Genomic DNA, 24,356 nt, shown 5'->3' with positions numbered 1-24,356 from the left:
GGCCACGGCAGCTGCCGGGTGCGGATCTGGTGGGTCCGCGTGGGCTGCCGTGTGCGACGCGCCGTCGCCACGGCAGCCACAGAGTCGAGCCGCGGTGAGGCCGCGAGCTTCAAGCACAGGGGATGTGTCGTGACGAGCAGGCAGTTCTTCGGCCCGAGCCACAGGCTCATGGCCCTCAACACGTTCGAGGTTAGCCCGCAGGCCATGCCGGCCGGGCGCAAGGCGGCGCTGCTGGAGTTGCTGTCGTCGATGCGGTTCGCGATCTCGCTGCTGGTGGTGATCTGCATCGCCGCGGGCATCGGCAGTGTGGTGCCGCAGGGGCAGCCCGGGCAGCGCTACGTCGACCAGTTCGGCTTGTTCTGGTCGGCCCTGTTCGGCCGGCTCGACATCTACGCCGTCTACAGCGCCTGGTGGTTCTTGATGATCCTGGGTTTCCTGGTGCTGTCGACCAGCCTGTGTGTGGCGCGCAACCTGCCCCGCATCCTCGTCGACGTGCGCACCTTCAAGGAGCAGGTGCGCGAACAAAGCCTTGCGGCGCACCGCCACAAGGCCACCGGATGGCGGGCCGAAGACCCGCAGACGGCGCTGGCCCGCGTCACGCAGCGACTGCACGACGGCGGCTGGCGCTACCGGCTCGACGTGCGCGAGAACGGCGTGATGGTGGCGGCCAAGCAGGGCGCGATGCAGCGGCTGGGCTATCTGCTGACCCATAGCTCCATCGTGCTGATCTGCCTCGGCGGCCTGGTCGATGGTGACCTGCTGGTGCGGCTGCAGATGTGGGCGCAAGGTGTGGTGCCGACGCAAGGCGGCGCGGGCGCCTTGTCGCCGGCACATCGCATGGGCCTGAACACCCCCGCGTTCCGGGCCAACCTGCGGGTCACCGAGGGGGAGCGCGCGAGCCTTGCGGTGATCAATCTGCCGCAGGGCATGGTGATGCAGCCGCTGCCCTTCGATGTCGCGCTCAAGCGGTTCAAGGTCGAGTACTACGACACCGGCATGCCGCGCTTGTTCGCGAGCGACATCGTCATCCACGATCCGCAGTCGGGTGCGGAAGTGCCGGCCACGGTCGAGGTGAACCGACCCTTCATCTACCGCGGCGTTGCGATCTACCAGTCGAGCTTCGCCGACGGCGGCTCCCGGCTCACGCTGCGTGCCTGGCCCCTCGACGCCCGCATGGGCCTGCCCGCAGACGGCAAGGGATGGGAACTGCACGGCGCAGTGCATGCCCACCTGAACCTGCCGGAGGCGTTCTCCCGCAACGGCTTGCCGGTGTCGCTCGAATTGACCGACCTGCGGGTCATCAACGTGCAGGACATGGGCACGGCCGACGGCGGCAGCGACGATGCCGACGCCGCGGGCGTCTCGGTGGCCGCGCGCATCGAGCAGCACCTGGGCGCCGGCGACAAGGGCGCGAAGCCCCAGCAGTTGCGCAACGTCGGCCCCTCGGTCAGCTACAAGCTGCGCGATGCGTCCGGGCAGGCGCGCGAGTACCAGAACTACATGCTGCCGGTCGAGGTCGACGGGCAGCGCGTGTTTCTGTTCGGCCAGCGCCGGGATGCCGGCGACACCTTCCGCTATCTGCGGGTGCCCGCCGACGAAGACGGCAGCCTGCAAGGCTGGATGCGCTTGCGCTGGGCCCTGGCCGACCCCGAACTGCGAACCCGGGCCGCACAGCGACACGCGGCCCGGGCCACCGGCGGCGACCCACCCGAATCGCTGGTGAACTCGGCGGCCGGCGCCCTCGCCTTGTTCGCCGGTGCCGCGCCGGGTCTGCCGCAAGACACCGCGTTTGCCGGGTTCCAGGCCTTGACCGAGGTCGTGACACGGCAGGTGGACCCCGCCGAGCAGACGCAGGCTGCCGAGCTGTTGCTGCGCTTGGTCGACGGCACGCTGTTCGAGCTGAACAACCTGGCGCGCGAACGGCACGGTTTGGCCGCGCTGGCGCCGAACGACGCAGCCGGTCGCCGCTTCCTGACCCAGGCGGCGCTGTCGTTGTCCGACTCGTTTCTCTATGGTGCGCCGGCCATCTTTGCCTTAGACGATTTCGAGCACGTTCAGGCCAGCGTGTTCCAGGTGGCGCGCGCACCGGGCACCACGCTTGTCTACCTAGGCAGCGCGCTGCTGGTCGCGGGCGTGTTCGCGATGCTCTACATCCGCGAGCGGCGGCTGTGGGTCTGGCTGCAGCCCGCCACCGCGGAGAGCGGCAGCGCCGGCACCCGCTTGGCGTGCGCCATGTCGGCGAACCGCCGCACCCTCGACCTCGAGCGCGAGTTCGAGCAGCTCTCGACCTTCCTGCTCGCAGCCCCCGCCCCGGCACGGGCGTCTCACCCGCTCCCCTGTCAGGAGACGACATGAACCACAGCACCACCCTCCCCCACCCGAGCCCCGACCTGCAGCGTCGCTCCCGGCGCGACCGGTGGCGCCGGCGAACGCCTTACGACTGGGGTTATGCGGCCTTGCTCGTGCTCGGGCAGGCCTATGCCTACACCCGGTTCGGTGCGTCGATGGACGTGTACGACCAGGCCGTGCTGGCGCTGGCCGGCGTGGTCCTGCTGGCCTTGGGCTGGCACTGGAGCCCGTTGCGCCACCTGGTGCTTGGCGTCACGCTGGCCAGCCTGACGGCCGTGGCCCTGTACGAGCGCACGCCGGGACTGCACGGCGCCGACCTGGGGCAGGCGGAGCAGGCGTTCTGGCTCAAGTACGCCCTCTCCAGCCAGAGCGCCATTCTTTGGATGGCGCTGCTGTTCGGCCTCAGCACGCTGTTCTACTGGATCGGGCTGTTCGGCGCGCCGGCGGCGGCTGCAAACGGCCGCGCGGCCCAGCGCATCGGCGCCGGCATGGCCTGGGCGGGGGTCTTCATGGCGCTGGTCGGCACGCTGGTGCGCTGGTATGAAAGCCATCAGATGGGGCCCGGCGTCGGCCACATCCCGGTGTCCAACCTGTATGAAGTGTTTGTGCTGTTCAGCTGGCTGACCACGCTGTTCTTGCTGTATTTCGAGGCGCTGTACGCACGCCACGCGGCAGCCGACGGACAAGCTGGCGCCAACATCCGCTCGCTGGGCGCGTTCGTGATGCTGGTGGTCAGCGCCGGCATCGGCTTTTTGCTGTGGTACACGGTGACCCGCGGTGCCCAACAGATCCAGCCGCTGGTGCCTGCGCTGCAAAGCTGGTGGATGAAGCTGCACGTGCCGGCCAACTTCGTCGGCTACGGCACCTTTGCGCTGGCCGCGATGGTGGCGCTCGCCGCGCTCCTCAAGAGCGCACCCCGAGCCCACTTGCTGTGGGGCCTGGTGCTGGGGCCGTCGGCCGTGCTCCTGGCCCTGCTGGGCCTGTCGGCGCTCGGCGTCGTGCCGGCGGCGTCTGCCGCTGCGGTGGCCTCGACGGTGCGGATGCTCGGGGGCGTCGTGATCTTCTTCGCCGTCGTGGTCGGCTGCCGCAACCTCATCGGCGCACGCCTGCCGGATGCCGAAGTGCTCGACGACCTGATCTACAAGGCCATCGCGATCGGTTTCGCCTTCTTCACCATCGCCACCGTCCTCGGGGCGCTGTGGGCCGCCGAGGCCTGGGGCGGTTACTGGAGTTGGGACCCGAAGGAAACCTGGGCCTTGATCGTCTGGCTCAACTACGCCGCCTGGCTGCACATGCGCTTGATGAAGGGCTTGCGCGGCGAGTTCGCCGCCTGGTGGGCCCTGGTGGGCCTGCTGGTCACGAGCTTCGCCTTCCTCGGCGTCAACATGTTCCTCTCCGGTCTGCATTCCTACGGAGAGCTGTGAGGCGGGCCTTGGCGGCGCCGGCCCCTCGTGGGTCAGCGCTGCGCCGTCGGCCTTGCATGCACCGGCAGGCCTGGCCGCCACCCGTCGTGCCCACCCTCCGCGCCCGCAACCTTCGTCTTCAGGGGGTGCCACCATGCTGCGTTCAACCACCGTCCGCCGTGCCCCTCGGGTGATGGCCCTGCTTTGCGCCGGAGGGGCGGCGTCGTGCCCTGTGCCGGGCGAGGCCCATGTGAAGTGGTTCTCCAAAGTGGTCAACTGCGTCTCGTCGCCGCTGGACATTGCCCAGGTGGTCGCGTCGCCGCTGTTCGCCGCGCTGTTCTGCGCCGCGCTGGTGGTGATGGCCACGGTGTTCACCGTCGACAAGCAGGTGCGGCGGCGCTGCAAGGGGCGACCGCCGCCGGCGCTGCTGTCGGGCGCCAGCGGTGCTGCGGCGGCGTCCGCGCTTTTGCGGGCGGGGGTGGCGGTCTACTTCGTCTGCGTGCCCTGGTATGCACAGGACCGCCCCTTCCTCCTGACGCCGGAGCTGACCAGCGGCGCCGCCTGGGTGCCGGCAGTCCAGCTCACGGTGGCCGTGGCGGTGCTATGGAGGTCCAGCGTGCCGGTGGCCGCGGCGGGCATCGGTGTGCTGTACGCCTGCGCCGTGTGGAGCTACGGCTGGTTCCACCTGCTCGACTACCTCTACTTCGTGGGCATTGCCGCTTTTCTGGTGCTCGACGCCCTGCAGCGTGACACCTCCGCGGTGCTGCGCTTCGACCTGCTGCGCCTGAGCGTCGGCTTCAGCCTGATGTGGGTCAGCATCGAGAAATGGGTGTATCCCGAATGGTCCTACGACCTGCTCGAGCACCAGCTGCGGCAGGTCACGATGGGCCTGGACAGCCAGTTCGTCGTGATGTCGGCCGGTTTCGTCGAGTTCTGCCTCGCCTTCCTGCTGGTGTTCGGCGGGCTGTCGGCACGCGTGTCGTCACTGGTGCTGCTGGCGCTGCTGGTGGGCGCGATCCCGCTGGCCGGTGTGCTCGACGCGATCGGCCATGCGCCGCTGCTGGTCGTGCTGCTCATTTTTGCCGCCCGCCCCAATCCGATGGCCTGCGTCGGGCATCCACGCAAGCCGTGGCCCCACCGCTGGGTGCTGTCCTTCGCCATCTGCCTGCTCGGGCTGATGGGCCTGTACCACCTGGCCCACCTGGCCGCCTATCCGCGCGGGCGCGCCCTGCTGTCGCCCAATCTGCTGGTCGCGCTCGGGCTGGTCGCGACGTGGTGCTGGCAGGCAGTGCGGCGACGCGGACACACCGGGGGCGAAAAGCTCGCGCCGCCCCCTTGACCTAGAGTGCGCTCTAGCACATTCAATTCGAACCTGGAGCGCACAACGATGAGCAAAACCCTCTACATCGGCACGCTGGCGGCCGAGATCGGCCGCAGCGTGCACACCATCCGCTGGTACGAAGCCCAGGGCCTGGTGCCGGGCGTGATGCGTGACGGCGGCGGGCGTCGCCTCTACACCGAGCAGCACGTCGGCTGGCTGCGGCTGATGGACCGGCTGCGGCGCACCGGCATGCCGATCCGGGAGATGCGCCGCTACACCGCGTTGGTGCAACAGGGCCGCAGCACGCTGGACGAGCGCCGCGCACTGCTGTGTGCCCACCGCGAGCGTGTGCAGCAGACGCTGGCCGAGTGGAGCGCCGCGCTGGGCCTGCTCGACGCGAAGATCGATTTCTACGAGCGATGGCTGGACAGCGGGAAGCGGCCGCCGCTCGACCCGATGCGACTTCCCGCATCACCACCCCCAAGCCGGAGGACGACACGATGAACCACGACAACAAACGACTGATGCAGCAAATCTTCGAAGCGCTGGCCCAGGGCAACGGCCGGCCCTTCGTCGACGCGATGGCCGATGACTTCTGCTGGGTTATCCCCGGCCGGTCCACCTGGTCGCGGCGCTGGGAGGGCAAGCAAGCGGTGGTGAGCGACCTGTTGCGGCCCTTGTTCGAACGGTTCGCCGACACCTATGTGAACCGAGCGCACCGTTTCATCGCCGAGGGTGAGCATGTGGTGGTCGAGTGCAGCGGCGAGGTGACGACCAAGACCGGCAAGCGCTACGACAACGACTACTGCATGGTGTTCCGGATCGTCGACGGCCGGCTGCGCCAGCTGACCGAGTACATGGACACCGAGCTGGCCACCGCAGCGTTGGGAGCGCCTTGAAAGCAAAGCCGGCGCCGGGCAAGGGGCCCGGGCCGGCAGGGATGCGCCGGTGGTGACGCCCGGGGCCCATCGCTGACACCTGAGGCCAGACGATTGCCCGGGCGCCGCACCTCATCAGCGCCGGTACTCGTAGCCGTAGGTCCGCCGATAGTCGGCCGCACTGGTCGACTGGTTGGTGGTCGTTTGGCTGTGCTCATAGCCGTACTGCTCCAGATGCTGGTCGGCGCCGCTGACGGCCGACGTCTGGTGCATGTACGTGCCTTGGGCCGCGCTGCCGTTTTCCAGTCCGTAGATGCGGTTGTGGGTGCCCGGTCGGTTGTACTGCGACGGATCGGGGGCCGTGATGCTCACCGTCATCCCGGGCGCGCCCATCTGGTGCGGCATGCCCAAGGTGTCGTGCACCAGGCGCTGCGTCGAGTAGCCTGACGTGCCTTGCGGCACACGCGGCATCTGGAAGTGCATGTGGGCGTCGGGCGGCAGATGGCCGAGTCGGCCTGCCGTCGAGGGAGCGGCCATGTCGACGTTGGGCACGATCGGCACGCCGAGCATGTTCAGCTGGTGCGCGTTGTCCTGGTAGTCCTGGTGTTGCGAGTGCGGCCCGTACGTGGTGGCGGCGATCCGGTCGGCCTGCGACCGGTCGTGGCGGATCTGCGCCAGCGAGTAGGAAAGATTGCCGTCGGACAGGTTGACATGGGATCGGTCGGCCAGGTTCTCCTCGGGCGGGCGGATCTCCCCCGGCGGGTGCATATGCGCCACCCTGGGCCGGTAGCCCAGGACCATCTCCCGGGGCACCCGCAGTTCCTCGCCGTGGCTGGTCGTGAAGCGGTAGTAGCCGGGCCGGCTCGATTGCCCGTCATAAGTGGCCACGGTGTGGCCTCGATCCGGGAGGTTTAGCAAGAACTGCTCGCCGACATCTTCCGAATGCGGCCGTATCCCGCGGTGGCTCGACGAGCCGTAGGCCGCGGACGGGGAAGGCTCTCTGGACGACAGCGCCGGCGACCGGGGCTGCAAAGAGGAGTGCCCGCCGTGAGACGAATGCCGCGAGCGTGAGTGCGAGTACGCCGGGCCTTGAGAAGACGACGAAGATGAGGGCGATCCGCCTTGGGAGTAACTGGAGGGGCCGCCGTAGCTCGACGGGCCTGGATAGCCGGATGTGCGAGTCATGCTGGGTTCCTTTTGAAGTCAATGGATGGGATGTGCTGGCCAGGCAACCCAGCGTAGGACGGTGACACCCCTCGCCCCTCCGACCGAGCGAAGCGATGCACGACGGGGCGAAGAGGGTCGCGGAAAAATGGAATCGGTACCACCACAGTCCGGACACGGAGCTGGCCAGGGTCGTACTGGGCGCACCCTGACCGTGCCCGCGGCTCAGCGCGCGTCATTTCAAGTACCCCTCGTGTCCGGCGACATTCCGCTTCGCAAACGCTGATGAAACGTCGCCCCGGCAGCATCGCGCCGGGTAGGTCGACTCCTAGCATCGAACCGTCACCTCAGAACCGCATCGAGAACTCCGCGCGTTGGGTCGGCTGGCCGACTCGCTCCGTTCAAGACAGTCGACGCGGAACACCTGTCACCCGTTCGAGCCTGGAGTACGCCCATGCCCCCACCAAAGATCGCCGGACATCACGCCCCTGTCGCACAGTTCGATCCTTCCGCCTCACAGTCGGCGGCGCCGAAAAGCGCTGCCGACCCGGGCAAGTTCAAACCGGCGCCGCTGTTCTCGACGGTCGGGCCGCTGTCCAATTTCCCCAAGCTGGGCACGACCAGCCGCACAACCAACTTCACGTCCAAGGGCCGGGGAGCCGACGCGGCGAAGCTGGCGAAACTGGGGGTGTCCATGAAGGCGGCCTTCAAGACCGACGAAGAACTGGCGCTCGTCGACGCGCAAGAGAGAGGGCTGCACTCCGACGCTGGCCGCCACTTCCACGACTTGCTGACGCTTTACACGACCGGCGCCTGCGAACGGCCACAGTTCGCCGAACTGCGCAACACCATTCCGTTGTATTCGGTCGACATCGCCCCACGAGGCGGATCGAAACTGGTCCACCGCGGGTTGTCATTGCCGGACAGCATTCTGGCCACCGTGCTGAAGACGCCGCCGGGGATCTCGAGTCGCAGCGTGGCGCACTCCTTGATCCATGGATTCCGTCGGACGGACGGCAGCTTCACTGGCACCGGTGTGGCCAGCACGACCACCTATGCGCCCATCGCGAAGGCATTCGCAAAGGCCGAAGAGACGGCTCAGAAGTCGGCCGTCATGCTGAACATCACCGTTTTCGGCGGCCGGCCGGAGAGCTATCAGAACGGCGCAAAGGGTGTGACGCTGCGGACCAGCATGTTGCCGGGCACCGGGAAGATCGAAAGCGAACATGAGATCGTTCTCGACATCACCAATCGCTATGAAATTCGGGGCATGAAGCCGGCCCCCGGTGGTTATGCCATCGACATGGTGGCCTACGGCCGGCCCTGGTCTGAAGTGGCCGGTCAGCCCCGCGCCACCGACAAATGGGTCCAGGAGAGCAAGCAACTCGGCTCCAATGTCGGCGGCATCTTCAGGGACCCCGAAGGCGTGCGCTGGTATGTCAAGCAAGGGTCGCCCGATCACCTGAAGAACGAGGCCTTGGCGGCGCAGCTGTATTCGATGCTGAATATCAAGGCGCCCCAGATCGAGCATGTGACGCGGGGCGGACAACCGGCCCTGGCGTCGCGGATGATGGACGTGCACGCGATGGCCGGCGCGAACGGCAGGATCCATGGTTTGCACCGTGGCTTCGTCGCCGACGCATGGCTGGCCAACTGGGACGTGATCGGGCTCGAGTTCGACAACCTGAAGGTCGACAAGGACAACAACGCCGTGCGCATCGACACGGGCGGCGCCTTGCTCTACCGCGCGCAGGGTGCGCCGAAGGGCGCGGCGTTTGGCCCCGAAGCGAAGGAGATCGTCACGTTGCTCGACGGGCCGAACCGGCAAAGCGCACAGGCCTTCCGTCACCTGCGCCGAAGCGAAATCGAGGCCGGCATCACGCAGCTGAAGCACGTGGACGACGCCCTCGTCAGGCAGCTTTGCATGACACAAGGCCCGGGATCAAAGGACGAGCGCAAGTCCCTGGCCGATACCTTGATCGCCCGGAAGAACTGGCTCGTCGCCGAGCTGGACGCGGGGCTGCCGCACTTCCACCCCAAGCCGGACGAGAACGGAAAGCTGAAGGTCCTGCACCACCCGACCCGGCCTTCGCCCTCGTCGCACTGGAAGCACGCGAACAGCACCGTCACGGTGACCCCGGGCAGCAAGGTGCCGCGCGAGCACGCGGGCGTGCCCTTCAAGAAATGGTCGCACCCGCCGACGTCCAACCCGGAATGGCAGGCGCTGTCGGACCACATGTCCGCGCCGTTCAGCGAGCCGAAGATGAAGGTGGCGTCCGGCCGCAAGCCCGCGTCCGGCATCCTGATCGTCGAAGACGACGGCCGGATCTGGGTCACCGAGCCCAGCAATCACTTCGCCGACACCGAGCATTCACTGCCGAAAGGCAAGCTCGAAGCCGACCTCTCGCTGAAGGCCAACGCGATGAAGGAGGCCTATGAGGAAACCGGTTTGCATGTGCAGATCACCGACATGCTCGGCGACTACGACCGCACGACATCGACCACGCGCTACTACATCGGCAAACGCGTCGGTGGCTCGCCGTCCGACATGGGCTGGGAATCGCAGAGCATGAAGCTGGCGACGCTGGAGGACGCGCAGCGGCTCTGCAACATGGGCGTCGACCGCCGCATCATCGACGACCTGCGCACAAAACTCGAAGACGACCGCAGGGCCGCCAAGGCACAGGCGACGCTGCTCGACCGCAGCGCCGTGCATACCTTCGAGCGTGACCCCGAGATCGAGATCGGCGGCAAGCTGCACGGCGTTGACCTTGCTTCCTGGAAGGCACCGAAAACAGACGCAGAGTGGGCGCACATCAAGACGCGACACATTCCGTTCGTCGACCCTGTCTTCAAGCCCGCCAAGGGACTGCAGGCGGCATCCGGTGCGCTGATCGTCGAGCCCGACGGACGGGTGTGGCTGGCGGAGCCCAAGGATCACTTCGCCGGTGTCGAGCACACCTTCCCGAAGGCCGGTCATAAGTCGGCCATCCCGCTGCGAGCCAACGCCGTCAAGAGCGTCTACGAAAAGACGGGGTTGCATGTCGAGCTGGTGGGGCACCTGGGCGACTATGACCGCAGCACTTCGTCCACCCGTTACTACGTGGCCAAGCGTGTCGGCGGCACCCCGAGCGACATGGGGCGCGACTCTCAGAGCGTCAAACTGTCGCCGCTCTCCGATGCGAGCCGCCTGTGCAACACATCGGTCGACAAGCGCGTCCTGTCGGATCTTCGCGAATGGTTGCAAGACAACGAAAGCGCGTCTGTCTTGTTCCGTTGAGGTGCGGTAACGGTATAGCGGTCGCGCCCGGTCGCTGACACACAGGAGATCTCAGGCGACGGCCGGCGGGCATCTGCGGCGCGCAAAAGTGGAACCGGTGCCAGCCGGCCCGGGCGACGCCTGTTTCGGCTGCCGGTGACAGAAGCGGGAATCGAAGCTTCGTCAACGGTCAGCCGCGGTGCCGCGCCAGCGCCTCGCGGATTTTGCGGTCGGTCTTGTACTCATTGAGGGCATAGACCGCCCAGATCGCCGCCGGCAACCAACCGATCAAGGTCACCTGCAGGATCAAACAGATGACCCCGGCGAGGGGGCGGCCGATGGTGAAGAACACCGTGAAAGGCAGAAAGATCGCAAGCAACAATCGCATCGCAGCAGGGGCTCAGGTCAGGAAGCCCAGGTGAGGGGTCGAGAAGTTGCCGAGGTTGGGCGTGACGGTGCGCAAGTCAGTGTCGCTCACCCCCAGCCAGCGGCCGAAGGTCGCAGCATACTGGTCGACCGAGGTGGTCGGCAACAGCGAGCCACGACCGACGTCCTCGGGACCGCGCAGGGCCACGGTCGGGAACTGGCCGTAGACGTCGCCTCCACGCACCGCCCCGCCGACCACAAAGTGGTGCCCGCCCCAGCCGTGGTCGGAACCGTCGCCGTTGGAGTCGAGGGTGCGGCCGAACTCGGAGGCGCTGAACAAGGTGACGTTGCGGCTCAAGCCCATCGCGACCATGGCCCGGTCGAACGCCACCACGCCGGCCGCCACGCCGGACAGCAAGTCCGGGTGCGAGCCGAGCAGGCCGCTGTGGTGGTCGAAGCCGCCGATCGACACGTAGAACACCTGCCGCCCGGCGCCCAGCGACGCGCGCGCGGCGATCAGCCGCGCGACCATCTGCAGCTGCCGCCCCAGTTCACCGCCGGGGAACTGCACCGAGCCTGGCAAGGCGGTGCCCTGCAGCGCCGTGCCCAACTGGCTGTTGACCGCAATGGCGCGCCGGCGCACCTGCCCATACTCGCGTTCGAGCAGGTTGTTGCGCTCGGTCGTCGCGACCATCTGGCGCCAGGCGTTGAGCGCTTGCGACGAGCCGAACAGCTGCCCGGCCGGCCCCTGCGGGTGCAGTTGGCTCACGTCGAGCGCACCTTCCGGGTTGACGCGCGTGCCTTGCACGGTGGTGCCGGTGAGGAACACGGTGTTGCCCGACAGGGTGATGGCGGTGAAGCTGCGCTGGCTGTTGCGGCTGGCCAGCAGGTCGCCGATGCGGCCGCCCCAGCCCGATGGCGCACCCTCGGGAGCGAACGACTGCCAGGTGGACTGCTGGTCGTTGTGAGAGAACAGCTTGACGGGCACGTGGGTCCGCTGCTGCCGATAGTCCTCGAGCGAGGTCGGTGCGACCAGCGGGCCGACGTTGGCGACGAAAGCGCAGCGGCGCTCGTTGTATAGCGGCGCGAGCGGGGCCAGGCTGGCCGGCAGCGCGACCTGACGCCCACCGAGCGCCGGCGCGGTGATCGGCGTCAGCCCCGCGCGCGGCAGCGCGAGGTTGGTGCGGCCCGCCGCATAGGCGTTGTAGGCCGCCGTGTCGTAGGGGATGAGCGTGTTGGCGTTGTCGTTGCCGCCGAGCAGGAACAGGCACACGATGGCCTTGTAGTCGCCGGCGGTCTGGGCCGAGGCGGCGCCGAGCGCGGCCAGGTTGAGCGCGACCGGCGCGCCGGCGCCGAGGGCGGCGAAGGACGCGGCACGCTTGAGGAACTCGCGGCGGGATGCGGACTGGGTCATGGCAGGCCTCTCACTTCTGGACGAGGAATTCGGTCGAGGACAACAGCAGCGTCAGCGCCACGTTGACCCGATTGCGCAGGCCGGCCGGGCTGGTGGCGGGCACCGAGGCCACCGCGTCCTGCACCAGCCGGCGGGTGGCATCGCTCAAGGTGCCGCCGGTCAGCAAACGGCCCAGGCGGTCGACCAGCCGGGCGGGGTCGGACGCCAGCGCGATCTCGGCCGTGAAGGGGAAGTCGCTCGGCGTATTGGCCGGGTACTGCAGCATGTGGTGGACACTGCGCGCCCAGCCGAGCGTCGACACCTCGTTGGTGATCTGGAACTCGGGCGCCACCAGGCCGGCGCTCGCGATCGGCGTCTGCGGCGGTGTGTAGCCCGGGCGATAGAAGTTGAACACCGATGGCGCGCTCAGCGGCGCCTGGCCGATGCTGCTGTCGTCCCAGGTCCACGGGAAGGTGTAGAGGCCGTTGCGGGCGCGGGCGTCGACGGCCCGGAAGAACGCCGTGACGCGCAGCACCGGCTCGCGCAGCCGTCCCCATTGCGGGTGGCTGGGGCGCACCGGGTCGCGTGCCTCGGGGTCCATCAGCACCGCCCGCACCACCGCGGCCATGTCGCCGCGCACACCGCTGCCGTTGTTCCCGAAGGCACGGCTGACACGCTGGATGTAGGCCGGGCTGGGGTTGCTGGTGACGAGCCGCTGGATCAGCTGGCGCCCGATGAAGGGGCCGACGTTGGGGTGCTGGAAGATCCGGTCGAGCGCCTGCCTGAGGGCGGCCTCGGCGCCGGTGCCGGCGGCCACCGTGGTGCCGAGGAAGGTCTTCTGCGACGGCGAGTGGTGCTGCGCATACAGCCGCATCGGTTGCCAGCGGGCAGACGCCGGCATCGACGAGTTGCTGAAGTTCCAGCCCCAGAAATCGTCGTCGCTGCTGCGGCCGGCGTTGAAGCTCCAGCCGGTGAAGACCTTGGCCAGGCCCTTGACGTCGTCCTGCGTGTAGGTCTCGACCGGCCGGCCGTTGACCAGGCGCAAGCTGCCGTCTTCGTTGAGTTCGTACAGGCCGATCGAGAACAGCTGCAACAGTTCGCGGGCGAAGTTCTCGTCGGGCGCCCGGCCGGTCGCCGGGTCTTCCTTCTGGTTGGCCAGGTGAGACAGGAACAAGCCCATCTGCGGGTGCAGGGCGACGTCTTGCAGCAGCGTGCGGAAGTTGCCGAAGGCGTTGCGCGCCAGCACGTCGTAGTACTGCGCGGTGCCCTCGTAGTACCAATGCAGGGTCGGGGTCGCGTTCTGCGCGTTGACGACGAAGATCTGCGACAGCGCGAAGGCCACCCGTTGGCGCAGCTGGTCGGGCCCGGTGATCGCGTTGGTCCAGATCGCCGTCTGGACGTCGAGGTACTGGTTGTGCGGCGCGTTGCGGGCTTGGTTGGCGGCCACCGCGCGCTGCTGTGCCGAGCTGGCCGGCAGGCTCATCTGCTCACGCAGCCAGTTGTTGTAGCCGACCTCCATCAGGCGGTTGACGTCGGCTTCCACGGCACCGAAGGTGGCGGCGTTCAGGAACCGTGCGGCCTCCTCCGGTCGGGAGGGACGCTCGCCGACCGGGCCGGGCGTCGGGCCGGGCGTCGGGCCGGGCGTCGGGTTGGGCGGTGGCGGTGGCGGCGGCGGTGGCGGTGGCGGCGGCGGCGGCGGTGGGTTGCCGGTCCCCTGCTGCACGTCGCACTGCTTCACGGTGCCGACCAGCGGGTCGCGACCGAAGAAGGCGTTGTTGCACGCGACGGTGCCCGACAGCGTTCTCTCGATCCAGCTGGCGCCGGCGCCATAGCGCACCAGCCGCGGTGCCGGCAGCGTGAACGAGCCGCCCTCGTCGGCCACCTTCACCCACCCGGTCGGGGTGGGCGGCGGGGGCGGGGGCGGAGGCGGAGGCGGCGGAGGGGGCGTCTGGATCGGCGAGCAGCTGCCGGCGCCGCGGCTGGTTTGGAAGTGGCTGCGTCGCGACGTCTTCTGGATGCTGGCGGCATCGCTGAGCACCACCTCGGTGGCCCACCCGGGTTTCAGTGTGGACAGGTGGATGCCGTCGCCGACCATGTCGAAGGCCGAACTGTCACCGGCCTTGCAGTCGCTGTTGAAGTTGTCCCACGACCAGGCCAGGTAGCCGAGGCCTCTGGACTGCGCCTGCCGGATGACGTGCTGGTAGGGCACGGCCTGGGTGCAGGCGCCCGGCGTGACGCTGCCGAGCTCGCCGACGATCAGCGGGATGCGTGCCGCCACCGCCGCATCGAAGGCCGAGGTGATGCGCGTGGCCTGGTTGGCGCCCGAGTCGTACACGTGCCACGAGAACACCAGGTTGTGGAGCGGGTCGGCCGTCTGCAGGCGCGGCGCGATGCGCAACAACTGCTCGACGTTGCGGCCCCAGCCGGCCGCGTCGATCACGAAGGGCATGCGCAGGCCGGCCGTGCGCAGCTTGGCGATGATGCGCGTGTAGGTGGCGACGAACTCGTCGTCGCTCACGACGTTGCCGGCCTCGTTGGCAATGTTGAGCAGCAGGCGGGACTCGAATTGCCGCAACACGGCCAGCGTGGCGGGCTGGGTCCAGAAGGCTTCGACCTGGGCCAGCTTGGCGAAGTCGCCGGTGGCGTCGTGCAGGTCCCACATCGGGATCAGCCCGGCGTCGACGGCACGCTGCAGCGTCTGTACCGCCTCGGACGCCGGCACCTCGGTCATCCACATGAAGCGCACGACGTTGGCACCGGTCTTGGCGATCTCGGGGAACGAGTTGCCGGCGCGGTCGGCGTACACCGCCATCTTGTTGACGCCGCGCAGCACGACTTCTTCTCCGCACGGATCGTAGAGCTTGCCGTTGCGCACCTGGTAGGCCGCGGCCGGCGTCACCGCTGCGGGCTGCACCGGCGTGTCCGGCACGCTCGGGAACGGGTTGGCACCGTCCGCGGTGTTGGGGGTGTTGGTGGTGTTGCTGCTACTGCCGTTCGTGGTGTTGGTGGCCGCCGGCGTCTGGGTGCCGGACGAACCGCCCCCACAGGCTGCCAGCACGGCCGTGCACACCAGCGTCGTCGTCACCTTCCATCCGGCGCGGATGGCACTCCCTGCTTCTCGCATCTGCAAGCCTCCATCGTGTTCGAGCCAGACCATCGTCACGACGTTGAAGACGTGCGCTGGCCTTGGGCGTGCGAAGTATGGAAGGCTCCCGCCGGCAGTCGTCATGCTGGGCACTCCGCTCGGGCACCCATTCGAACCGCCGGCGGCAAACGGCGCGCCGCGATGCACCAACGGAGCGGCCGGCCCTCTGCCACTGGGCTCGGCGGCCGGTCGGTGTGGCGCAGGGTCGATTTCGTAAAGTGGCGAAGCGGTCGCATCGGCCGCCCTCACCAACATCACCTACAACACGAGACCCGCATGCCCATCGTGAAGATTGAAGTTTGCCGCCCCCGTCCGCCAGAACAGGTCCGCGCTCTCATCGACGCGGTGTACCAGGCGCAGCTGATCGCTTTCAAACTGCCGGAAGACGACAAGCAGATTCGCTACGTCGAGCACACACCGGAGCACTTTCCGGTGCCGCCAGGCAAGACGGAGAACTACACCTTCGTGGAGTTTCAGGTCTTCCCCGGGCGCTCACTCGAAGCCAAGCGCCAGCTGTACGCCGGCGTGGTCAGCCGTTTTGGCGCGCTGGGCATCCAGCCGAGCGACATCACGATCGTGCTCCACGAGCCCGCGCTGGAGAACTGGGGGATCCGCGGCCTGCCGGCGTCGGAGGTGGACCTGGGCTTCAACCTGAAGGTCTGAGACAGGACACGAAGGCTCGCAGCGGGGGCACACCGCCCGCCGCTGCGGCTTTGCCGAGCGCCGTCAGTGTGTCGTCTTGTCGGTCGCTCGTGGCAGCTGGATCATCAGACCCTGGCACGCCAGCAACTGGGTCGGCGCGAAGTCAGTGACGTAGGCGGCAGGGGCGTTGCGCTCGCGTGCGAACGCGAGTGCGCGCTCTTCGGCCAGGCGCATGTCGCCGCCACGGCCGCTGGAGTCCTTGTCGGAGTTGTCGAGGTAGAGGATGCCGCCGGGCCGAAGCAACGAGGTGGCAGACCGTACACACTCGCTGCGGAATTTTCCGTCAACCATGATCAGGTCGAAACCGGTCGGATCGTCGCGCTTGAAGCTGACGTATTCGTCGCGCTGCTCCGCGAGCCGGTATTCGACATTGCGCAGGCCGCGCCGCTGGATGAGCTGTTCCACCCGTTCATACCAGCCGCGGTGGTCTTCCACCGAGCACACCTGGCCGGCGTGGCGTGCGTACCAGAGGGTGGACATGCCGGAACCGAATTCGAGCACGCGCGACTCGGGGGTGAGAAACTTTTGCAGCCGCGCGATCGACGAGAACGCGATCCACGGCAGCTCGGGGCGGTAACCCACCGCCACCCGCAGCGCTGCCGTCCAGAATGCCGGCAGCGAATGCAAGGCCAGCGTCTTCCACCCCGTGAAGTTGCCCTTCTCGTCATGCCAGCGCGTTTTGCGATAGTGATCACCGGCGATGATTCTCATCAGCATCGTGTCTCCCCTTCCTGGTTGGATGGCCGCGGCGATGGGTTCGACGGCAGTGCATGACTCGGCACCGGCGGCACTGCCGCTGCGTGCTGAACGGCAGCAATCGGCGCTCCCATCCGTCGCGTGAAAGGCGAGCTTGGCGCGTCCGGACGCAAGTACGCCTTGGGAAAAACACGGGGATGACGCGGGAACGACCGGCTCGCGTGCGCTCGCCGCGGCTACGGTATGGCGGGTGTCATGGGGCAGCAACTGTGAGTTCTCCGAGGCCTGGTGGCCCGGCCCGCTTGCGTCATCTGTCACCCCTCTGCCCCCGGCGCGCGAGAACCGCGCCGCAAGGCTCTGCTGCAGAAGGCGGGTGCAGTCGTTGTTCACGAGATGCTTGCCAACTGCGATGGGTGCAGCTATGTTGAACATTCACGTTCACGGCAGGGCGAGCGATCCGCCCTGCCCGCCGCGCGCCCGGTCAGGCCGTCGTGTGCGCGGATGGGCAGGGCCCGTGTGCACTGGGCCTGCAAGCTCGTTTGATGCGCCGGCGCGCGCCTGCCCGCGTCTTGGCGCGGCGCGCGTTCACGCCTATCGCCAGCAGCCCTGCGACACTCAGCGCCCAGGTGTCGGGCTCCGGCACCGCGGCAGCGACGTCGATACCCTGCCCCCAGGCCGAGGTTCGCAGTTCCAACGAGTACAAGTTCTCCCACTCGTCCGTGTTCGTGATGGTCAGCAAGAGACGGCCGTTGGCACGAAGGTCGTCAAACGACCCGAGCGCGACGGGCGCGCGCGGCAGCCCGATCTCCTGCGCATCGGCCGCCAGCGTCGTCGGCGATGACCAGTGACCATGTTCGACGCTGGCCTCGACGCGGGCGCCGGCCGTTTCCGTCGTACCGTCTGCAGAGCGCCCCCCGGACACCTGGGTCCAGAGGGTGTAGTCGATCGAGATCGTCAGCTCGCTATGTGGGGCGAGCAGGAAGTTGCCCGAGTACGATGCCGGCGTCGTGATGGTCGATCCTGCCCAGAACTCGCCCTGCTGGTCACCACTGGTGCCAGACGAACTCAACCACCCATTGCCCACCGCAGCCCGCGCCGCGGTTCCAGCCTCGAGCCGCCAAGTCTGCTCCCACGTGGCAGTTTGGAAGAAGGGCTGGCCGGAGCCGGGCACCGGCCCGCCATTGAAATCGTCCGGCCGGCGTAGCGATCCATCCAGCACGGTTCGCGACTCGTGGAGGCGGTAGCCCGCGTCGACGCCATCGGTCAGGTCAAGGTCGCGCACCTGGAACCGAAACTGATCCATCGTCGCCGAGGCTTCGGCGGCGAGCGCGGAAACGGCCGGGGCTCCGCAGGCGGCGACCCAGAGCAGGCCGACGGACACGGATCGGGTGAAGGGCATGCTGGGCTCCCTGTCGAGTGGATAGGTCCATCAATTTACGAGGGGCTGCACGGGATCGGCGTAAGTCCTCGTAGCGTCGACAGCGTTGCGTCGCGCTTCGACCGGGTTCCCGATCTCACCAAGACGGCATCGGTTCGTCGCGTCCGTTCCACCGTCGACTGCGTGAGCGAGGTTCCTGACCGTCCACTTCGCAGCAGACACACGTTCGCCATCGAAGCACGACCTCCCAACAAGCGCGCTGGGTCATTGCCATCCATTCCGAACGGGCAGTTGCAGAGGCGTTCGTGCCATCGGTGCCTGATGCCCAGCGCTCCATTGGCACATCACGAACCACAGTTGACGCCGCCAGGGTCACTCGAGTTCGACCGGAGACTCACGGAGATCGCGGGTGACCAGTGACAGTCCTCGTTCTTGACGGTGGGGACCTGTTCCCGGGGGCACGGCTCATCATGAGCATCGTTGACGGGCAGCGCAGGGTCAGCCTGCGGCAGCGGATGCCGGCCTATTGCCTGCAGCACAAGATTGCGGTGCCGTCGGCGTGGTCTACGCCGTCGCGGTGATGGACATGCACTCGCCGCGATACCGCCGGCCCTTAGGCAGGCCACCGAGACCCGCAACGTCGCGAACGACGAGCGAACTGGCACCGCAAGACTGCATCCGCTTTTGCGACAGTCGGTGGTGTGTCGCGCCGACGACAGCCACCTCGACCATCGTGCTCATGTTCACTCCTCGTGCAGGTCGCCGACCGCTGCGGACGGCGAAACCGGCTCTCGCACCGGTGCGGCGCCTTCCAGCGCACCGATGATGCGCCCGGTGTAACAGAGCCGTGGCCGGGTCGCCATGCCCCGATGCGAATGCGCCAACCCGGTGCACCGCCGCACCACTTGCGCCCCATGGGAGTGCTTGCCACGGCACTTTTGCGCTGGCGACCGCACTGGAACGGACAACGACGCACCAACTCCGCTGGCACAGACCTTGCGCTAAGAGTCCCGTTCGACCCAGGCGCCTTGCGTGCCACTGACCAGCGTCACGCTGCACGCCGTAGTGCAGCGCCTGCATAGCGACGTGCACTGATGCTGATCCTGCAGGGTCCCTCGCCCCAGGCTCTCACCCGCCCTGCGGTGCCTGTCCTCACGTAGGGCTGCGCCGTGAGTGTGCTGCTGCTGTGCCTGACAAAGCGAGACGTCCCGGTTTGCCCAATTTAGGACCAAGTCAATCCATGAAGATCGTCGTCATCGGCCACGGTATGGTGGGCCACAAGTTTCTCGAGAGCCTGTTCGACGCCGAACCGCAGGGTGCGCAAATCACCGTGCTCTGTGAGGAGCCTCGCCCGGCCTACGACCGTGTGCACCTGTCGGAGTTCTTCTCGGGCAAATCGGCGGACGACCTGTCGCTGGTGCAACCCGGTTTCTTCGACCGTCACAACCTGGTGCTCAAGCTCAACGCCCGCGCGGTGGCGATCGACCGGGCGGGCAAGACCGTGAAGGCCAGCAGCGGCGAGACCCTGCCTTACGACAAGTTGGTGATCGCCACCGGCTCCTACCCGTTCGTGCCGCCCGTGCCCGGCAAAGACCGGCCGGACTGTTTTGTGTACCGCACGATCGAAGACCTCGAAGCGATGCTCGAGTGCGGCGCTCGCTCCAAGAGCGGCGTCGTGATCGGCGGCGGCCTGCTGGGGCTGGAGTGCGCCAAGGCGCTGCGCGACATGCGGCTGCAAACGCATGTGGTCGAGTTCTCGCCCCGGTTGATGGCGCTGCAGGTCGACGCCGCGGGCGGCGCCATGCTGCGCCGGAAGATCGAAGACCTCGGCGTGCAGGTGCACACACAGAAGAACACGCTCGAGATCGTCGACGGCGAGCAGGCGCGACATCGCCTGGTGTTTGCCGACGGCTCGCACCTGGAAACCGACATGCTGGTGTTTTCCGCCGGCATCCGCCCGCGCGACGAGTTGGCGCGCCAGGCCGGCCTGACGGTTGGCCCGCGCGGCGGGATCGCCATCGACGACCACTGCCTGACCAGCGACCCGGATATCTACGCCATCGGCGAATGTGCCCTTTGGAACGGGCTGGTGTTCGGCTTGGTGGCGCCCGGCTACGACATGGCCCGGGTGGCGGCGCGCCACCTGGCCGGCCAGCAGCCGGCGCAGTTCCAGGGCGCCGACATGAGCACCAAGCTCAAGCTGATGGGCGTGGACGTGGCGAGCGTGGGCGACGCGATGGGCGCGACGCCCGGCAGCCGCTCGTTCCAGTTCACCGACGAGCGCAAGCAGGTCTACAAGAAGATCGTCGTCTCGGAATGCGGCAAGAAGCTGCTGGGCGCCGTGCTGGTGGGCGACGCCACCGAATACGGCGAGCTGCTGCAGATGATGCTGAACAGCATCGACCTGCCCGAGTCGCCCGAATTCCTCATCCTGCCCCAGAGCGACGGCAAGGCCAAGCCCGGGCTGGGCCCCGACGCCTTGCCGGCGTCGGCCCAGATCTGCTCCTGCAACAACGTCTCAAAAGGCCAGATCTGTGAGGCCGTGGGCAACGGCGTGACGGCCATCGGCGACCTCAAGAGCTGCACAAAGGCCGGCACCTCGTGCGGCGGCTGCGTGCCGCTGGTGACGCAGATCATGAAGGTGGAGATGAAAAAGCGCGGGCTGGCGGTGAACAACCACCTGTGCGAACACTTCGCCTATTCGCGCCAGGAGCTGTTCCACATGATCAAGGTGGAAGGCATCCGCAGCTTCGACGACCTGCTGGGCCGCCATGGCAAGGGCCTGGGCTGCGACATCTGCAAGCCGGTGGCCGCCAGCATCTTCGCCTCGTGCTGGAATGACTTCATCCTGAATCAGGACCACGCCCGCCTGCAGGACTCCAACGACTACTTCCTGGGCAATATCCAGAAAGACGGCACCTACTCGGTGGTGCCGCGCATGCCCGGCGGCGAGGTGACGCCCGACGGCCTGATGGCGGTGGCGCAAGTGGCCAAGAAGTACGGCCTGTACACCAAGATCACCGGCGGCCAGCGTGTCGACCTGTTCGGTGCGCGCGTGGAGCAACTGCCGTCGATCTGGGAGGAGTTGATTGCCGCCGGCTTCGAGTCGGGCCACGCGTATGGCAAGTCGCTGCGCACCGTGAAGTCGTGCGTCGGGTCCACCTGGTGCCGTTACGGCGTGGGCGACAGTGTCGGCCTCGCGATCGAACTCGAGAACCGCTACAAGGGCTTGCGCGCGCCGCACAAGATCAAGTTCGGCGTGTCGGGCTGCACCCGCGAATGTGCGGAAGCCCAGGGCAAGGACGTCGGCGTAATCGCCACCGACAAGGGCTGGAACCTGTATGTCTGCGGCAACGGCGGCATGAAACCGCGCCACGCCGAGTTGCTCGCCTCCGACCTCAGCAAAGAGCAGTTGATCGCCTACATCGACCGCTTCCTGATGTTTTATGTGCGCACCGCAGACCGTCTGCAGCGCACCAGCGTCTGGCGTGAAAACCTCGAAGGTGGGCTGGACTACCTCAAGGAAGTCGTCGTCGACGACAAGCTGGGCCTGGCCGCCGAGCTGGAAGCCGAGATGCAGCACGTGGTCGACACCTACGCCTGCGAATGGAAGACCGCGATCACCCAGCCCGAGGTGCGCAAGCGCTTCCGCCAGTTCGTCAACAGCGACCAGCCTGACCCGCATGTGATCTTCGTCGAGGAGCGCGGCCAGATCCGGCCGGCGGCGCCCGACGAGCGCGCCGAAGCAGCACGCGATCTCGCCGAGCAAGCCGTTTGAGTTTCCAGTTTGAGTTTGAGAGAAATTGAAGTAAAGAAGGAAGAGCGACACCATGAACCGCAATGACGCCCCCCAATGGAGACCCGTCTGCTCCATCGCCGACATCCTGCCCGACACCGGCGTGTGCGCCTTGGTGAACCAACGGCAGGTGGCGGTGTTCCGCATCAAGGGCCGCGAAGAGGTCTACGCGATCGACAACTTCGACCCGAATGCCAAGGCGAGCGTGCTGTCGCGCGGGCTGGTGGGCACGCTGGGTGAACGTGTCGTGGTCGCGTCGCCGATCTACAAGCACCACTTCGACTTGCAAAGCGGCGAATGTTTGGAAGCGCCGGAGAACTCCGTGACGGCCTACCCGGTGCGGATCGAGAACGACACCGTGCTGGTGGCGGTCTGAGGCCGCCTGCGGCGACTGCGACTACTACTGATACTGCTGCTCGCCGCACCCGTTTTACACAACATCATCATCCCTGAGAGAGACAACTCCGTGGCTTACCTCGTCCCTTCAGAATTCGTCACCAAGATGGTCGACGCCGGCGAATCCAAGGTCTACATGGCGACGCGCGACACGCTGATCCGCGCCTACATGGCCGGCGCCATCCTGGCGCTGGCGGCCGTGTTCGCCGTGACGATCAACGTGCAGACCGGCCAGCCGTTGCTCGGCGCCCTGCTGTTCCCGGTCGGTTTTTGCATGCTGTACCTGCTGGGCTTCGACCTGCTGACCGGTGTGTTCGTGCTGGCGCCGCTGGCGCTGATCGACAAGCGGCCCGGCGTCACGGTGGGCGGGGTGCTCAGGAACTGGGGCCTGGTGTTCATCGGCAACTTCGCCGGGGCCTTCACGGTGGCCGTGCTGATGGCGACGGTCTTCACCTTCGGGTTCAACACCGACCCGGGCAAGGTGGGGGCCGCCATCTCGGTGATCGGCGAGTCGCGCACGCTGGGGTATGCGCACTACGGCGCCGCCGGCATGCTCACGCTCTTCATCCGCGGCATGCTGTGCAACTGGATGGTGTCGACCGGTGTGGTCGGCGCGATGATCTCCACCACCGTGGGCGGCAAGGTGCTGGCGATGTGGATGCCGGTCATGGTGTTCTTCTACATGACGTTTGAGCACTCGGTGGTGAACATGTTTTTGTTCCCGTTCGGGCTGCTGACGGGTGCGAAGTTCTCGTTTATGGATTATTTGATCTGGAATGAGATTCCGACGGTGCTGGGGAATCTGGTGGGTGGGTTGTCGTTCACGGGGTTGACGCTGTATGCGACGCACGTGCGGACGGCGCCGAAGCGGGTGATTGCCTGAAGGAGACACAACAGCGCCGCCCCGCCGCGGGGTGTCGCTGCTGTGGGGCGGCGCGCAGAAGGGCTGAGATGCTGACCCACCGCGCGCTGCATGGCGATTAGAGGTTGGAGGCGGTGCCCAAGCCGGGCGCCGACAAGACGAACGCGCCTGCCTCCGGCGCTTCTGCATCAACGCGTCGAGGACCGCTGCCCCGTCTATGACGGCGCCCATTGATCCATACGTTCGCCTAGGCGAGGTCGAAGACCAACTGGCGTTCGTGTTTCAGCGCCAATAGCAGAACAAGGTCGTCGCCGTGCGCGTAGAGCAGCACATACGGCTTGAGGACCAGCTCCCGAAGATGCGGCACTCCGTGTGCCGCCGCAAAGGCCGCAGCCCGTTCCGCCAGGACCCGGCCCTGCACTGAGTGCGCCTGCAGGAAGCGAGCGGGGCGCCCGGCTGCAGGGTTCCCTCGCAGGAGTTCGCGCGCTTCGTTCAGCTGAGCCAGCAATACGGCGTATCGCCGGACGGCACTGACACCATCCTGGCGGTGCAAGAACTCGAGAACGGTGCGGACGCTGCGAACAAACGATTGCGCAGCTTGGATGCGCGCATTGGCTGGCAATGTCATGCCGGCTTAGGCGTTCTTGTCGATCTGTGGCGGCAGGGCTGTCAGTGCACGGTCGAGTTCTGCTTCATCCAGGACCTTGCCTGCGGCGGCATCTTCCAGCCCCTCGAGAGCGGCTTGGACCAGGAGCAGCCCGGCGTGCTCGGCTTCGAGGGCATGGTAGTAGTCCAGCTTGCGAGCATCGACCAGTGCGACGTAGCTGGCGCCGTTCTTCGTCAACACCTTTTCGGTCCCCCGGCCCACTACGTCCTCGGCCAGCTCCGTGAGGCGGGCCGGCGCTTCGCTGATCGGCACAACGTCGGTGGCGCGCACGGGCATGGGGCTCTCCTTTAACAGTTGGGCTAATTGATATTTATTGTAAAGGAGCTTTTGATCCTTGAGCGTTGCGCCTCCATGTACCTCGCCTTGTAAGCTCTCCCAGTCAGCCATGCACCTGGCCGCGGATTCTTTCAAGTACGCGACCATGGCTTCAAGCGCGCTCACCGAGGTCAGTGAATCAAGCAGGCGGCTTTTTGCTCAACGAACCATATGCTCGCAGGGCCTCTCGCAAGAGGTAGGTCTGATACTCCCCGCTGGGGTACCAATCCTTCAAAGTCGTTTCGGCGATAGAAAACGGCAGCAGG

19 protein-coding genes are annotated in these 24,356 nt (G+C 67.1%); 10 read left to right on the top strand and 9 right to left on the bottom strand.

What is annotated here, in order from left to right; all coding sequences use genetic code 11:
- Positions 1–168 precede the first annotated feature (168 nt).
- From AAW51_RS09480 to AAW51_RS09460, 5 genes are all read left to right on the top strand, one after another.
- The gene (locus AAW51_RS09480) at positions 169–2,355 is read left to right on the top strand and encodes a cytochrome c biogenesis protein ResB (RefSeq protein ID WP_047194418.1); all 2,187 of its coding nucleotides are present in this window, start codon (positions 169–171) and stop codon (positions 2,353–2,355) included.
- On the top strand, positions 2,352–3,773 hold the full coding sequence (gene ccsB / locus AAW51_RS09475) for a c-type cytochrome biogenesis protein CcsB (RefSeq protein ID WP_083438189.1): 1,422 nt from the start codon (positions 2,352–2,354) through the stop codon (positions 3,771–3,773). The genes AAW51_RS09480 and ccsB overlap by 4 nt, the downstream gene beginning before the upstream one ends.
- 133 nt (positions 3,774–3,906) lie before the next feature.
- Entirely contained in the window at positions 3,907–5,091 is a 1,185-nt protein-coding gene (locus tag AAW51_RS28005) for a hypothetical protein (RefSeq protein WP_157359720.1), read from the top strand.
- A gap of 48 nt (positions 5,092–5,139) precedes the next feature.
- The gene (locus tag AAW51_RS09465) at positions 5,140–5,577 is read left to right on the top strand and encodes a MerR family transcriptional regulator (protein ID WP_047194417.1); all 438 of its coding nucleotides are present in this window, start codon (positions 5,140–5,142) and stop codon (positions 5,575–5,577) included.
- Positions 5,574–5,972, top strand: a complete 399-nt coding sequence (locus tag AAW51_RS09460) for a nuclear transport factor 2 family protein (RefSeq protein ID WP_047194416.1) — start codon at positions 5,574–5,576, stop codon at positions 5,970–5,972. Before AAW51_RS09465 ends, AAW51_RS09460 begins: the two co-directional genes overlap by 4 nt.
- A gap of 114 nt (positions 5,973–6,086) precedes the next feature.
- Here AAW51_RS09460 and AAW51_RS09455 read toward each other — a convergent pair whose 3' ends face one another.
- Positions 6,087–6,839 (bottom strand): hypothetical protein, encoded by a 753-nt coding sequence (locus AAW51_RS09455; RefSeq protein WP_053013449.1) that lies wholly within the window; start codon positions 6,837–6,839, stop codon positions 6,087–6,089.
- 730 nt (positions 6,840–7,569) lie between these two features.
- On the opposite strand from AAW51_RS09455, the gene AAW51_RS09450 reads away from it, so the two are divergent.
- A complete protein-coding gene (locus tag AAW51_RS09450; protein WP_053013448.1) occupies positions 7,570–10,395 on the top strand; it encodes an NUDIX hydrolase in 2,826 nt (941 codons plus the stop codon).
- A 169-nt stretch (positions 10,396–10,564) separates the two neighbouring features.
- On the opposite strand, the gene AAW51_RS09445 is transcribed toward AAW51_RS09450, so the two are convergent.
- The 3 genes from AAW51_RS09445 to AAW51_RS31110 are packed head-to-tail and all read right to left on the bottom strand — an operon-like array spanning position 10,565 to position 15,257.
- Positions 10,565–10,762 (bottom strand): YqaE/Pmp3 family membrane protein, encoded by a 198-nt coding sequence (locus AAW51_RS09445; protein ID WP_047194415.1) that lies wholly within the window; start codon positions 10,760–10,762, stop codon positions 10,565–10,567.
- 12 nt (positions 10,763–10,774) lie between these two features.
- On the bottom strand, positions 10,775–12,154 hold the full coding sequence (locus tag AAW51_RS09440) for a DUF1501 domain-containing protein (protein WP_047194414.1): 1,380 nt from the start codon (positions 12,152–12,154) through the stop codon (positions 10,775–10,777).
- 10 nt (positions 12,155–12,164) lie between these two features.
- Positions 12,165–15,257 carry a DUF1800 family protein gene (locus tag AAW51_RS31110; RefSeq protein ID WP_169788001.1) on the bottom strand — a complete coding sequence of 1,031 codons (3,093 nt, stop codon included), beginning with the start codon at positions 15,255–15,257 and terminating at the stop codon, positions 12,165–12,167.
- 297 nt (positions 15,258–15,554) lie between these two features.
- On the opposite strand from AAW51_RS31110, the gene AAW51_RS09430 reads away from it, so the two are divergent.
- On the top strand, positions 15,555–15,941 hold the full coding sequence (locus tag AAW51_RS09430; protein ID WP_047194413.1) for a tautomerase family protein: 387 nt from the start codon (positions 15,555–15,557) through the stop codon (positions 15,939–15,941).
- A 63-nt stretch (positions 15,942–16,004) separates the two neighbouring features.
- Here the strand turns inward: AAW51_RS09430 and AAW51_RS29815 are convergent, their stop codons facing one another.
- The 3 genes from AAW51_RS29815 to AAW51_RS29810 form a co-directional block, all read right to left on the bottom strand.
- On the bottom strand, positions 16,005–17,108 hold the full coding sequence (locus AAW51_RS29815) for an O-methyltransferase (RefSeq protein ID WP_157359702.1): 1,104 nt from the start codon (positions 17,106–17,108) through the stop codon (positions 16,005–16,007).
- A 49-nt stretch (positions 17,109–17,157) separates the two neighbouring features.
- Positions 17,158–18,075 carry a PEP-CTERM sorting domain-containing protein gene (locus tag AAW51_RS09420; protein WP_047194411.1) on the bottom strand — a complete coding sequence of 306 codons (918 nt, stop codon included), beginning with the start codon at positions 18,073–18,075 and terminating at the stop codon, positions 17,158–17,160.
- Between the two features lie 543 nt (positions 18,076–18,618).
- Positions 18,619–18,795 carry a hypothetical protein gene (locus AAW51_RS29810; protein ID WP_157359700.1) on the bottom strand — a complete coding sequence of 59 codons (177 nt, stop codon included), beginning with the start codon at positions 18,793–18,795 and terminating at the stop codon, positions 18,619–18,621.
- 499 nt (positions 18,796–19,294) lie between these two features.
- On the opposite strand from AAW51_RS29810, the gene nirB reads away from it, so the two are divergent.
- The 3 genes from nirB (at position 19,295) to AAW51_RS09405 (ending at position 23,129) form a co-directional block, all read left to right on the top strand.
- Complete coding sequence (gene nirB / locus AAW51_RS09415; RefSeq protein WP_047194410.1) at positions 19,295–21,832, top strand: nitrite reductase large subunit NirB; 2,538 nt, start codon at positions 19,295–19,297, stop codon at positions 21,830–21,832.
- Positions 21,833–21,884: 52 nt separating this feature from the next.
- A complete protein-coding gene (gene nirD / locus AAW51_RS09410) occupies positions 21,885–22,226 on the top strand; it encodes a nitrite reductase small subunit NirD (RefSeq protein WP_047194409.1) in 342 nt (113 codons plus the stop codon).
- Positions 22,227–22,316: 90 nt separating this feature from the next.
- Complete coding sequence (locus AAW51_RS09405) at positions 22,317–23,129, top strand: formate/nitrite transporter family protein (protein WP_047194408.1); 813 nt, start codon at positions 22,317–22,319, stop codon at positions 23,127–23,129.
- Between the two features lie 226 nt (positions 23,130–23,355).
- On the opposite strand, the gene AAW51_RS27995 is transcribed toward AAW51_RS09405, so the two are convergent.
- On the bottom strand, positions 23,356–23,736 hold the full coding sequence (locus AAW51_RS27995; RefSeq protein ID WP_053013446.1) for a type II toxin-antitoxin system RelE/ParE family toxin: 381 nt from the start codon (positions 23,734–23,736) through the stop codon (positions 23,356–23,358).
- Positions 23,737–23,742: 6 nt separating this feature from the next.
- Positions 23,743–24,051 carry a type II toxin-antitoxin system Phd/YefM family antitoxin gene (locus AAW51_RS09395; protein WP_047194407.1) on the bottom strand — a complete coding sequence of 103 codons (309 nt, stop codon included), beginning with the start codon at positions 24,049–24,051 and terminating at the stop codon, positions 23,743–23,745.
- Between the last annotated feature and the right edge of the window lie 305 nt (positions 24,052–24,356).

Origin of the sequence: Caldimonas brevitalea (assembly GCF_001017435.1) — a bacterium.
Classification (GTDB): Bacteria; Pseudomonadota; Gammaproteobacteria; order Burkholderiales; family Burkholderiaceae_C; genus Caldimonas; species Caldimonas brevitalea.
Note: the sequence above shows the minus strand (reverse complement) of the source record. Positions and strands in the feature narration are given on the sequence as shown.